This window comes from Bifidobacterium sp. LH_413, assembly GCF_056357015.1.
This window is the reverse complement of the sequence record NZ_JBKEVK010000001.1, coordinates 693,109-706,193: the sequence shown is the minus strand read 5'-3', so window position 1 is coordinate 706,193 and position 13,085 is coordinate 693,109. Positions and strand designations below refer to the sequence as shown.

At 67.8% G+C, this 13,085-nt stretch carries 10 protein-coding genes; 5 read left to right on the top strand and 5 right to left on the bottom strand.

Annotated elements, in window-relative coordinates; all coding sequences use genetic code 11:
- Positions 1–61 precede the first annotated feature (61 nt).
- The 4 genes from AC1AYN_RS02685 to AC1AYN_RS02670 all read left to right on the top strand — a co-directional run bounded on the left by AC1AYN_RS02685 (position 62) and on the right by AC1AYN_RS02670 (position 2,808).
- The gene (locus tag AC1AYN_RS02685) at positions 62–259 is read left to right on the top strand and encodes a hypothetical protein (RefSeq protein WP_476531907.1); all 198 of its coding nucleotides are present in this window, start codon (positions 62–64) and stop codon (positions 257–259) included.
- A gap of 646 nt (positions 260–905) precedes the next feature.
- Positions 906–1,034 carry a hypothetical protein gene (locus AC1AYN_RS02680; RefSeq protein ID WP_476501861.1) on the top strand — a complete coding sequence of 43 codons (129 nt, stop codon included), beginning with the start codon at positions 906–908 and terminating at the stop codon, positions 1,032–1,034.
- Positions 1,035–1,231: 197 nt separating this feature from the next.
- On the top strand, positions 1,232–2,377 hold the full coding sequence (locus AC1AYN_RS02675; protein WP_476531905.1) for a 4-hydroxybutyrate dehydrogenase: 1,146 nt from the start codon (positions 1,232–1,234) through the stop codon (positions 2,375–2,377).
- Between the two features lie 2 nt (positions 2,378–2,379).
- Positions 2,380–2,808 (top strand): hypothetical protein, encoded by a 429-nt coding sequence (locus tag AC1AYN_RS02670; RefSeq protein WP_476531903.1) that lies wholly within the window; start codon positions 2,380–2,382, stop codon positions 2,806–2,808.
- 15 nt (positions 2,809–2,823) lie between these two features.
- Here AC1AYN_RS02670 and AC1AYN_RS02665 read toward each other — a convergent pair whose 3' ends face one another.
- From AC1AYN_RS02665 to AC1AYN_RS02655, 3 genes are all read right to left on the bottom strand, one after another.
- Entirely contained in the window at positions 2,824–7,683 is a 4,860-nt protein-coding gene (locus AC1AYN_RS02665; protein WP_476531902.1) for a DEAD/DEAH box helicase, read from the bottom strand.
- Positions 7,684–7,757: 74 nt separating this feature from the next.
- Positions 7,758–7,964, bottom strand: a complete 207-nt coding sequence (locus AC1AYN_RS02660; RefSeq protein ID WP_476501865.1) for a helix-turn-helix domain-containing protein — start codon at positions 7,962–7,964, stop codon at positions 7,758–7,760.
- On the bottom strand, positions 7,965–8,543 hold the full coding sequence (locus AC1AYN_RS02655; protein ID WP_476531900.1) for a DUF2975 domain-containing protein: 579 nt from the start codon (positions 8,541–8,543) through the stop codon (positions 7,965–7,967).
- Positions 8,544–8,767: 224 nt separating this feature from the next.
- On the opposite strand from AC1AYN_RS02655, the gene AC1AYN_RS02650 reads away from it, so the two are divergent.
- A complete protein-coding gene (locus tag AC1AYN_RS02650; protein WP_476531898.1) occupies positions 8,768–10,165 on the top strand; it encodes a DUF4153 domain-containing protein in 1,398 nt (465 codons plus the stop codon).
- A gap of 3 nt (positions 10,166–10,168) precedes the next feature.
- Here the strand turns inward: AC1AYN_RS02650 and AC1AYN_RS02645 are convergent, their stop codons facing one another.
- Entirely contained in the window at positions 10,169–11,398 is a 1,230-nt protein-coding gene (locus AC1AYN_RS02645) for an MFS transporter (RefSeq protein WP_476531896.1), read from the bottom strand.
- A gap of 137 nt (positions 11,399–11,535) precedes the next feature.
- Positions 11,536–12,510, bottom strand: a complete 975-nt coding sequence (locus tag AC1AYN_RS02640; RefSeq protein ID WP_476532317.1) for a ribokinase — start codon at positions 12,508–12,510, stop codon at positions 11,536–11,538.
- Between the last annotated feature and the right edge of the window lie 575 nt (positions 12,511–13,085).

Here is a 13,085-nt window from a genome sequence, read left to right as displayed (position 1 = left end):
CCTGAAACGAGAATAAACCCCGTTCCCGAAATACCGGCACCGTACCATTACACTGGCAAACATGAGCATCCCTAACAACACATCCGGATGGCCGAAGCCGCCGCGGCATGACGGACAGCCCTGGAACGAGCCGAAGCACGCCGACGGCAAAGCCCGGCAGTCCTCCGTCAATGCGAACGCCCGCGGCGTGGCGAAATCCGGCAGGCGCGCGATGCCGTTCAAGGCGACCGGACACAAGGGCGGCATCAGCTTCCGCTGACGCCGCCGCAGGTTTTCCAGCCATGGACTGGACGCACGCAAATAGGCGGCCCAGGCGACCGTTCCGGAGTCTCAAGGCGAATGTGCATGGTTCGGATGGCAACGTGCATGGCTCAACCGGCAACGTGTATGGTTCCGGCGGCAACGTGCACGATCAGAGGCCGAACGTGCACGGCCATGCCGTGAAGAACGCGAATCCATGACATTGCCGCGATATCAATTCGGCGGAATTCCGAGGTTTTCGCAAAACCAAGGATTCGCCCTGCAGGTCGCTTTCAAAAGGACACCATGCAGGTTGGTCGTTTCCAACTACAGGTTGCCTCCGAAACCATGCACTTCCACGCTTCGACCATGCATATTGCCCTCTGAACCATGCACATAGCCTGCCAAATCATACACATTCGCGTATCCCAGCATCGGTTCCCCGTAGCGTGCTGCCCGCCACGGCACATCGCGATAATGGGACAGCAGCTCAGAAAACCACGGAGAGAACCGGGGTAGCTTGCTTCGGAACCGGACGACGGATCCGCGAGCGCCGTTCCTTCACAGGATTGCCGGGAGTCCTTCATCTTCCTCGGAGCATGCGCCAATCCCCCGCCGGCATACTGGGCCCCACCAAGGCAACCACCTTCGGAAAGGAGCCGACCATGTTGGATCTCACCATGCTGGATTTCGCGGAACCGTGGCTCATCGGCGCGACCGGGCCGACGACCGACGCCTACGATCCGAGCGTCGACGCCTATACCGCCTATGGCGACGCCGACGCCGGCAACTAACACCGGCACCGGCGTCGACTGGAACCGCGGGGCGTCGTGCCGGAACCGCAATCCAGCCCCCGGCACGACGCCCCACCGCAACATGGCCGATACGTCACGGCATTACCATCACGCGCCAGCGGGGCGGTTCGCGCAGACCACGACGCACCGGACATAACCGGACACATACGGCACGCAAAGGAAAGGCAGGCACATCCATGAAGATGCTCACCGTAGGCCCGAAGGACATCCACCAGTTCGACACACTCGAGGAGTTCGCCAAGGAGTTCGGGCTCGGCCCGCGCGACCTGGTCGTCACCATCGGCATGATTCACGACGCGTTCCTCGAGCCCCATCTCAACGGCGCGCACGTGCTGCTCGTCGACAAGTACGGTAACCAGGAGCCGACCGACGTGATGATCGACGCGATCATCGAGGACGCGAAGGCGTTCGATTATGACCGAATCGTCGCAATCGGCGGCGGTGCCGTCATGGACATGTCGAAGATCGTGGCCGTGGCGGGCGGCGCGTCGATCGATGAGGTCATCGATCATCTGCCCGACTTCAAACGCACGGTGGGACTCGTGCTCGTGCCCACCACGTGCGGCACGGGCAGCGAGGTCACGGAGATCGCGGCCATCAACCGCACGCGTCTCGGCTGCAAGGCGGGCATCGCCGGCCCGGAGATGTTCGCCGACCATGCGGTGCTCATCCCCGAACTCCTGTACGGTCTGCCCGACCACGTGTTCATGACCAGCTCGCTCGACGCGCTCGTGCATTCGGTCGAATCCACGCTCTCCCCGAACGCGACCCCGTACACGCGCCTGTTCGGCTATGAGGCGATGCGCATGATCGTAGGCGGCTATCAGGCGATCGTCGAGGCCGGCGGCCCGGAGGGCGATGTCGACAAGCGCCGTGTGAAGCGCAACGAGCTGATGACCGACTTCCTCATCGCCTCCGACTATGCGGGCATCAGCTTCGACACGGGCGGCTGCGCGGCCGTGCACGCGCTGAGCTACCAGCTGGGCGGCAAGTACCATGTGCCGCACGGCGAATCGAACTACGCGATGTTCACCGGCGTGCTGCGCAACTACATGGAGATCAAGCCGGACGGCGAGATCGCGAAGCTCAACGGCGTGCTCGCCGGACTGCTCGGCTGCGACGTGGCCGACGTGTACGACGAGCTGGAGAGGCTCATCGACCAGCTGCTGCCGAAGAAGGCGCTGCACGAGTACGGCGTGACCCGCGAGGATCTGCCCGAGTTCACGGACCGCGTGATGACCACGCAGGCCCGCCTCATGCGCAACAACTACGTGCCGCTCGACGCGGCCCGCGTGCGCAAGATCTTCGAGGAGCTGTACTGACGATGACGCCCATCGAACTGGCGACGCGCAGGCGGGTCACAGGATTGACTTCGGGCGAGTTCGCCCGCCTGTTCGTGACCATCGAACGCAAGGTTGGCGGCGAGTCCGCGCACTGGGACGCCTCCGACGTGGAGTCGTGGGAGCTGGTCGGCCCGCCCGTGACCGCCGACCAGCATCTCAACGACACGTTCGCCGCCGCGAACGAGTTCGTCGCGACGCTCGCGAAACGCCTGTACCGGATGATCACCCCGGCCGAGGAGGATACGGTCGTCACCGTGTTCGACGACGACGTGACCTTCTGGGCGGAGCAGCCCGATCTGGGCGGCATCCCACACGCCCTGTGGAACATCGCCGCGTTGCAGGCCATCGAATGGGTGCGTCGGGAGACGGGCGTCGTCTGTACGCTCGACGTGCGTCCCGCGATTGGCTGAGCCCGCCCGTCCCGTTCAGTACAATCGCATGCCCTGCGGCACGGGGGTGAAACCGGCCTGGTGGAGGACGTGCGTATATGGGTTGCGTGCGTTCAATGGCACGCCGTTCACGTCGGCGAACGTGATGGTGCGTGCGGCCACGCCTTCCGCGCCGCCGCGGCGCAGCGCGTAGGCGAGTTCGGTCAGACCGAGACGCAGCCTCGCGTCGGCCCCGGCGTCCGGCACGCCGCCGGCGAACACCGTCAGATGCTTCGATTTCGGTGTCGCATAGGCGACCGGCCCGCCGGCGGCCAGCACGACGATGCCGCCTTCGCGCCGCACCGGCTTGGATGCTCCCGCCGGCGCGGACGGCCAGGGCAATGCCGAGCCGTACAGGTTCGCCGGGTCGAGCACGGACAACGCCGCCGGCGAGCGCATATGCCCGGACGCCACGCCCGGCTCCCCCGGTCCACCCGACACCTCCGACGCACCAGTTCCACCGCGCCCGTCGCCTCCGGCCCGCCGCAGTTCGTCGACCGTCTCCCGTTCGGCGAATTGGGCGGCACCGAATCCTTCGACGAACATGCCGCGTGCGAGACGCCCATGCTCCTCCATGCGTTTGAGCAGCGGATACAGCGCGGGGAATCCGCCGGGCAGATTCTCCTTGTCGACCAGCGGCTGGGCGATGACGCCGTACCGGTCGAGCAGGATCTCCACCAGTTCGAGCGCGCGCCGCTCGCCGCCGTCGGCACTCATGTTCTCCACGTTCCCCATATCGTCCGTGTCCGGTACGTCATCCGCGTCCGCCATGCCGACCGCGGACCACAATCCCGCCAACGTCATCGGCGTCGCGGGCCGCATGCGGATGCGCCGGCGCGACGCGCGCGACGGCGTGCGCACCTTGCGCGTGCCGGCTCCCAATGCGCGCACGGGTGCGAACGAGCTGTTGGTCACCTTCCCCTGCCAGACGAGCGTCCACAGCGCCTCCTCGAAGCGTGTCATATCCCACTCGGGCAGGAGGATCTCGCCGGTCGCGGCGTCGATGTCGGGCTCGGCGATCGTGGTCCAGACGTGTTTTGCGGCGTCGGCAAGCTGGGCCGCGTGGTAGGCGCCGCCGGAGGATAGTGCGGCGAGGATGGCCGCGGCATACGGACTTTTTTCAGTGTTCTCTCCCCCGGACTGCCGTTCCAGCAGGGGGGAGTCGGCGGGGTGGAAGGCGATGAGGCCGGTATCTGCGGGTTTCGTGCTGCCGGTTTTGGAGCCGAACCATGCCGCTTCGCCGCCGGCGAGCAGTTCGTCGAGCATGGCGGGCGTGTATCCGGCGACGCGCGCCGGGAACACCGACGACTCCCAGACGGCTGCGGGCAGCGTCACACCCTCCAGTTGCTCGATGACGCGCATCAGCCCGTCCGCGCCCTCGTATGTCTCGCCTCCGACCGGTCCGACGCCCTGCCGTTGCAGCAGGAACGACTGGTACGCGGCGGCCGGCACGGGTCGTATCGCCTCGCGCGCCTTGGCGAGCGACCGCGCGCGGATGCGGCGGAACACGTCGCGATGCAGCCATTGCGTCGGCTTGCTCCCCGCACGCTCCGGAGTGTCCGCGCCACCGTCGACGTCCCCGGCATCCCCGGCGTCATCCATGAACCGTCCGTGCAGCAGTTCGCCGCGCTGTTCGAGTCCGTCCAACGCGTGCACGGCTTCGGTCGCGTCGATGCCGAGGTCGGCGATCATCCGGTCCGCGGTGAACGGCCCGTGGGTCTTCGCGTAGCGGGTGACGCGTCCGGTCACGTCGTCGGCGGCGAGTTCGTTCCAGAACGTGCGTCCGGCGAGTTCCCGCGAGACGTCGGCGATCACGTCCGGGTCGAGCACGGCGCTCATGTCGGCGTTGCCGAGCAGCCGTTCGAGCACATCGGGGTCCATGGACAGCATGCGCACGCTGCGTTCGGCCTGCGGCACGTCGTACTGGTACATGACGGATCCGACGAAGCCGAACAGCAGGTTCTCGGCGAACGGGGACGGCGTTTCGGTGGCCGTGTCCTTCATGACGATGGTTCCGGCGTCGAGTCCGATCATCAGGTCGCGCAGGGCCTTGAGATCGTAGACGTCCTGGAGACATTCGCGCGCGGTTTCGAGCAGCAGCGGGAAGTTGCGTCGCGTGCGTGCGGCGGCGAGCAGTTGGGCGGCGCGGAGCCTCTGCTGCCACAGCGGCACGCGCCGGCCGGGTTCGGTGCGCGGCAGGTAGAGGGAGCGTGCGGCGCATTCACGGAACCGTGCCGCGTAGAGCACGCTCTCCCCCACCTCGCGTTCGACGATGCGCGTGAGCTCGTCGGGGTCGAACAGGAGCAGGTCGCGTGCGGGGACGTCGCCGACGCCGTCGGGGATGCGGATGACGATGCCGTCGTCGGCCGCGTAGGCCTGCCCGTCGAATCCGTAGCGTTGCTTCAGACGCGTGGTGATGGCCATCGACCATGGTTCGTGGACGCGTCTGCCGTATGGCGAGTGGATGATGACGCGTTGGTCGCCTTCCTCGTCCGGGCATCGTTCGATGACGATCGTGCGGTCGGAGGGGATGACGCCGGTGGCCACCTGCTGTTCGGCGAGCAGCCGGGCGAGATTGTCGACGGCGTTGCGGTCGAGACCGTCGGCGTCGAGGCGCGCGAGGACGGACGGGGTGAAGGATGGGGACGATGGTGATACCCCCTCAGTCCGCTTTGCGGACAGCTCCCCCTCGAAGGGGGAGCAATGTTGGTCGGTCGTCGTCATTGCTCCCTCGGTCCGCTTTGTGGACAGCTCCCCCTCACAGGGGGAGCGGGAAATGGTGAGGCCGGCGGCGAGGTCTCGGATGAGGTGGCCTTTGGCCTGTCCGAAGCCGGCGTCGCGGCCGGATTCCTCGCCGTGCCAGAACGGCAGGCGCGCGGTGCGGCCGGGGGCGGGCGTGACGACGACCCGGTCGTGCGTGATCTCCTGGATTTGCCAGGTGGAGGTGCCGAGCGTGATGACGTCGCCGACGCGTGATTCGTACACCATCTCCTCGTCGAGTTCGCCGACCCTCCGTCTCCCTTGGTTGCCGTCCGCTTCGGGCAGGACGACCGTGTAGAGGCCGCGGTCCGGGATGGTGCCGCCGGAGGTGACGGCGAGCCGTTGCGCGCCGGGCCGCGCCGAGATGCGGTTCGCCTCGTGGTTCCACATGAGCGGCGGGCGGAACGCGGAGAACTCCTCGGTGTCGTAGGCACCGGTGAGCATGCCCATGACCGCGTCGAATATGCTCCGGTCGAGTTCGGCGAACGGCGCGGCGCGGCGTACGGCCGCATACCAGGCGTCCGGATCGAGGTCGTCCATCGCGGCGGCGGCCACGGTCTGCTGGGCGAGAACGTCGAGCGGGTTGCGCGGTATGGCCAATGGTTCGAGGCCGCCGGCGCGCATGCGTTCGATGGCGGCGGTGACGCCGATGATCTGTTCGCGCGTCAGCGGGTAGAACAGGGCGTGCGAGACGCCGCCGACGTGGTGGTCGGCGCGACCGACGCGCTGCAGTCCGGATGCGACGGACAGGGGCGGCGCGATCTGGATGACGAGGTCGACCGACCCCATGTCGATGCCGAGTTCGAGGCTGCTCGTCGCGACCACACATTTGAGTTCGCCGCGCTTCAGCCGTTCCTCGATCTGTTTGCGCCGGTCCTTCGACACGGAGCCGTGGTGCGCCATCGCGATCACGTCGTCCGGCTTGTGCGAGCCGACGAGCTGCGTGGTGCCGCCGACGACCGCGTCGTAGTGCGCGGCGAACCGTTCGCGCCCTTCGGGCGATCCCATGTCTGCCGCCGTAGGAGAGGTGACGGAGCCCCCGCTCCCCCGGCGTTCGGCGTACAGGTCGTTCAACCGCGCGGTGAGTTTCTCGGCGAGTCCGCGCGAGTTGACGAACACGAGCGTGGTCCGGTGGGCGAGGATCTCGTCGAGCACGCTCGCCTCGACGACCGGCCAGATCGACCCGCTTGTGCGGTCGCCTGCCGCGCCGATGATCGCCGTGGAGGAATCACGGTCGGCGAGGCCTTTGCGTTCGGCGAGCCGTTGCATGGCGGGCGTCACGCCGGAGATGTGCGGCGCGTCGGCACGCGGCGCATCGACACCGCCGGCGCGGTTCGGCACGTTCGCGGAGGAGAGGTCGCGCATGTCCGCCAATGGTTCGATGACCTTCAGATCCATGTCGGGACGCGAACCGGGGTTCACGATCGTGACGGGCCAGTTTCCGCCGAGGAACCGCGCCGCTTCGGCGGGCGGGTTCACGGTGGCGGACAGGCCGATGCGCTGCACGGGCGCGTCCGCGGCGACGAGGCCGTCGAGCCGTTCGAGGCTCAGGGCGAGATGCGCGCCTCGCTTGGTGCCGGCGAGCGCGTGCACTTCGTCGACGATGACCGTGTCCACGGTCTTGAGGATGCGTCGCGCCTTGGAGGTGAGCAGCAGGTAGAGCGATTCGGGCGTGGTGACGAGGATGTCCGGCGGGTGGGCGGCGATGGCGCGGCGTTCCTTGGGCGTGGTGTCGCCGCTGCGCGTGGCGACGCGGATGCGCGGCGCGGGCAGGCCGAGCGTTTCGCATTCGCGGGCGATGCCGTCGAGCGGCGCTTCGAGGTTCCTGGCCACGTCGACGGCGAGCGCCTTCAGCGGGGAGATGTAGAGGATGCGCACGCCGTGGGCGGCACGCTTCTCGGAGGCCCCCATCAGGCGGTCGATGGCGGAGAGGAAGGCGGCGAGGGTCTTGCCGGAACCGGTAGGGGCGACGACGAGCACGTGCCTGCCGGAACGGATGGCCGGCCATGCCCCGCGCTGGGCTTCGGTCGGCTCGCCGAAGGCGCGCTGGAACCAGACCCTCGTGGGCTCCGAGAACGATTCCAATCCTTCGCACATATGTTCGATTATCGGCTCGGCCGCGGACACGCGACACACGCCCGCCCGGACCTCGGCCCGATGGCTCCGGCCGGTCAGTCCTCCACGTATTCGAGGATGTCGCCGGGCTGGCAGTCGAGGGCCGCGCAGAGCCGGTCGAGCGTGGTGAAGCGTATCGCCTTGGCGCGGCCGTTCTTGAGCACGGATACGTTGACGGGCGTGATGCCGATGCGCTCGGCGAGCTCGCCGACGCTCATCTTGCGTTTGGCGAGCATGACGTCGATGTTCACGCGGATGGCCATTCAGATCACCGCCTCGAGTTCGTCGCGTTGCGCGATGGCGGCTTTGAGCAGGGACCTCATGACGAGCATGAGGAGAACGAACGCGGCGATGAGCAGCAATGCGACGACGCACGCCGCGCTCATGGCGGCGGCGCCCATCGCGACGTCCGCGGCGACGCCTTGGGTCGGATCGTAATATTCGGCGTGCGCGAGCGATCCGTAGAGCAGCACGAACAGGACGAGCGCGCCTTCGGCGGCGGCGCATGCGATGATGGCGTCGGTCCACGTGACGGCCTTGCCGGAGAACACGTCGCGCCGTTTGGCGAGCGTGAGCAGCCGCCACAGGGGGATCAGCGCGACCTCGAAGCACAGGATGCCGAGCACGCCGGCGATGGCGTACGGCCATCGGGCGGAGGCGAGCTCCGGGTACGTGGCGACGATGTCGCCGGAGAGTACGACCACGGCGTACTGCCCCCACAGGCAGATCAGTTCGAAGAGGACGATCATCGCCTTGAGCACGGCGATCGCCGTGGGGTAATACTCCTTCCAGAGCCGCACGTCGGGTACATCACTCCCGTCCGATCGATCGACGCCAGCCATATGCCCCACCGCCTTCCTTGTCGCATGCACCTGAACCCATCCCGAACTGGCGCAGCGCATCATTGCAATCGCACGACGATAATAACCTATCGAAATTCGATATGCAAATTCGGTGAAGAATCGTATCTCGATAATCATCTATCGTTTTTCGATAGCTTACGGTGAGGGCAAAGCACGACGAAGCGACGGACGGCCCGCCGCACGCATCATCGAAGGAGCACGACATGAATCCGCGACCATCGACCACCACGCAACCACCCGTTACGCAACCACCCGCCACGCGGCCAACGACCGCACGACCGTCACCCGCCGCCGCGAAACCCTCGACGCGGACCATCCTCACACTCGCCGTCTCGCTGCTCGTCGTCGTGGCGTTCGACCGTCTCGTCATCGCGGCGCCGTTCCGATACGCATCCCCGTTCACGCCGATCGCCGTCTTCTGGACCGTCTGCATGGCGACGACGACCCTGCTGCACTGGCGGACGGCCTCCCGCCGCCCGCTGACGTGGTTCGTCGCCGCGGCCGTCGTCGCCTGCGCCGTCTGGACGGCGACGGACATGGCCGGCGCGCTCACGGCGTACGACGTCACCTATCCGTTCACGATGTTCATGGCCGTGCCCGCGCTGCTCATGCTGCACCTGCAGCTCGTGAACGGCCGGTTCGACGCGTGGCGCCCCGCCGGCGTCGCGTTGCGCTGGCTGACCGGCTGGGCGGTGCAGCCGTTCTCCGGATTGGGAGCGTTCGGCAGGGCCGTCGCCGGAATCGCCCGCACCACCACCCACACCGTCCCGAACGGCGACCGTCGTCCGACGATGCGACGCATCGGACTGGCGATGGCCATCGCCGTACCGATGCTCGTCGTCCTGGGCACGCTGCTGGCGAGCGCCGACATGGTCTTCGCCTACGCCCTCTCCCGCCTCGCCGCGGACGTCGACGTGACGGCGTTCGCCTGGCATGCGGGGTTCGTGCTGACCGCGCTCCCGTTCATGTTCTCGCTGCTCGCGAACCAGGACATGCGCGATGGCGCGGTCGCCGGACTGTACGGCAGGCGGATCTCGTTGTCGTTGGATCCGATGGTGACGGCGATCGTGCTGGGCGCGGTGCTCGCCCTGTACGCCGTGTTCTGCGCGGTGCAGTTCGCGTTCCTGTTCGCGGGCGCGGGCCTGCCGGACGGCATGACGTACGCCGAGTATGCGCGCGGCGGGTTCTTCCAGCTGCTGCTGGTCGCCGCGATCGATCTGGGCGTGTTCGGCGTCGTGCTTTCCTACGCGCCGCGCACGCGCACGGTGACGGCGATGCTCGTCGCGCTCGTCGCGGCGACGGGCGTGATGCTGGTCTCGGCGGGCATGCGGCTCGGCCTGTATGTGGGCGCGTACGGGCTCACGTGGCTGAGGTTCGCGTCGTTGACGTTCATCGGCCTGCTGGCCGTGGTGCTTGTGCTGTGTCTCGTGAAGACGGCGACGGTGCGCATGCGCGTGGACCGGCTGCCGTTGGTCGCGACGTGCTTCGTCCTGTTCGTCGTCTGGTACGTCGCGCTCGGATGGTGCGATCCGATGGCGTTGGTCGACGCGTACAACGCGGCCCACGGGTTCGACGCGGCGGGCGCGATGGCGGCGATGTGACCGTCACGCGCGCTTGCGGCGCAACACCTCGTGCATGACGACCATGAGCAGGAGGAACGCGAACAGATAGAACGGGAACAGGCCGATGCTCACGTACTGGGCGATGAGTCCGAACAGCGGCGGCATGAGCATGGAGCCGACGTAGGCGAACGCCATCTGCACGCCGATGATGGCCTGCGAGTTCTCCTCGCCGAAGTATCCGGGCGTGGAGTGGATGACGCACGGGTAGACGGGTGCGCAGCCGAGGCCGACGATCATGAGGCCGGCGAGCACGCCGATGTGGTTCGGCAGCGGGATGAGCATGGTGACGGCGCCGAGCGCGATGAGCGCCTGTCCGAGGCGGATCATCGCCGGGTCGGACAGCTTCATCGTGATGAAGCCGCTCAGGCCGCGCCCCACGGTGATGCCGATGCAGAACAGGCTGGCCCAGCGGGCGGCGGTGGTCTTGTCGATGCCTTGGCCGAGCACCATGTAGCTGGATCCCCACAGCATGGCGGTCTGCTCGATGGCGCAATAGCACAGGAACATGATGAGGATCTCGCGCGCACCGCGGATGGCGAGCACTCCTTTGAGGCCGAGCGACTTGCGGGGCTCGGCGGACGGAGCGCCCTGCGCGCCGTCGCCGGAGCCGGCGTCGGAATCGGAATCGGCGTCGGGCCCGGAGGGAGCCGGAGCCGCGGCCGCCTTGCGCGACTTCCACAACGGCAGGCTGAGGAGGAGGATCGCGGTCAGGCCGATCTGCAGGAATCCGATGTACCGGTAGCCCCACGGCCACCCCTGACCTCCGGCGAGCGCATGGCCCATCACGTAGGGGCCGATCAGCGCACCGACGCCCCACATGCAGTGCAGCCAGCTCATGTGGCGGCTCTCGTAGTGGATGGCCACGTAGTTGTTGAGCGCCGCGTCGACGCCGCCGGCACCCAGCCCGTAGGGGATGGCGATGAGCACCAGCACCCAGTAGTTGGGGGCGACGGAGAAGCCGATCAGGGCGGCGGCGGTGATGGCGACGGATGCGGCGGTGACGCGGCCCGTGCCGAACCGCAGGGTGAGACGGTCGGACAGGAGCGCGGAGCAGATGGTCGCCGCGGAGATGGTCATCGAGATGCCGCCCTCCCACGAGACGGGGGCGCCGAGATCCTGGCTCATCGTCGGCCATGCGGCGCCGAGCAGGGCGTCGGGCAGGCCGAGCGATATGAAGGCGACGTAGATGACGGCGAGCAGCAGGCTTGCCATGGTTTCCCTCCACTGTGACGGTCAATCGTTATGTACGTTCGTACATACTAGCGGGCGGCACATGACAGAACGGCCCCGGGACACGCCGAAGGCGTCCCGGGGCCGTATGCGGCGGGAGACGGATCACGCTGCGCCCGTCACGCGGAGAAGTAGGCGAGCACGTCGGCGGCCGAGCCGAACGACGCCTGCGCGCCGAGGCGCGTGGCGGCGTAGCCGGCCACGTAGGAGGCCATCTGCGCGGATTCGAGCAGCGAGTAGCCGGCGGCGAGACCGGAGAGCACGGTGCCCATGAATGCGTCGCCGCAGCCGGTCGTGTCCTTGGCGGGCACCTTCGCCACGTCGACGCGGTACCAGCGGTAGTTCTCGATGACGATGGAACCCTGGTCGCCGAGCGTGACGATCGCGCGCTCGAACCCGTAGTCGGCGATGCGCGAGACCACGTCGTCCCAGTCGCAGCCCGACCAGTCGCCGCCGTCCGGCTCGTCCAGTTCGAGCAGCTGGGCGGCCTCATGCTCGTTGACAAGCAGGATGTCGGTGGACGTGACGAGCTCGTGCGGCAGTTCGGGCAGGAACGGGGATTCGTTGAGCAGCACGGTGACGCCGTCCGCGTGCGCGGCCTCGGCGGCGGCGATCACGGTGGTCATCGGGCTTTCCAGGCACAGGCCGAGCACGCTCGCGGCGGCAAGCGCCTCGCGGTGCGACTGCACGTAGCCGGCGCTCACCTTGCCGTTCGCGCCCGGCGAGTAGACGATCGTGTTCTCGTTGTCGGCGTCCACGGTGATGACCGTGGTGCCGCTGGTGCCTTCGGCGCGCAGGATCTCGCTCGTGTCGACGCCGGCCGCGTCGAGTTCGCCGAGCAGGAAGTCGGCGTTCACGTCGTCGCCGACCGCGCCGTACATGCACACGTTGGCGCCGAGACGCGCGGCGGCGGACGCCTGGTTCGCGCCCTTGCCGCCGGGCAGGATCTTCAACGCCCCTCCCCTGACGGTCTCGCCCGGTTCGGGCAGCCGTCGGGTGGTCACCGTGTAGTCGGCGTTCATCGAGCCGACGACGGCGACCGACCCCTCGGCGCGTTCGAGGCTGATCAGCCGGTCGCGCACCTCCTGCGGCATGACCGGGCGCGCGCCGCCCTCGAGGATGACGGCGGGGATGACGCCGGTCATCATCACCGGCTTCAGGCCGGAGCCGGCGCCGTTGGTGACGACGGCCGGCATGGATTGGGTGACGGACTCCACCACGGCCTTCGCCAGCGACGGTTTGGCGGCCGCCGTCCTGGCGACGACCGGCGGCGTCGTCTGCCGCGCGACCGACGGCACCTTCACGACCGGCTGGGTCTGGGTGGGGGCCTGCACGACGAGCGGCTGCGATTGGGATTGGGTGAGCGGCGACGGCAGACCGGCGGCCGCCGTCTCCTGCTCCACGGTGTGCACGAGGGAGGCGAGCCGCTCCTGCGACTGGATCTTCGACCGTTCGCTCATCGGCGTGACGGGGGGAATCGCCGCGGGCATCGCCGCCGCGTCGGGATGGATCACGGGGATGCGTTCGGTGTCCGCCGGAGGTTCGGATACGAATCCCTCCGTCGGTTCCGCGTCCATGCCGTCGCTTTCTTCTGCGCTCATCTCGGTATTCACATCGGACAAGCATAGTAGCGGTTGCGCACAAATCGCACACATATGGGAACGCCCGG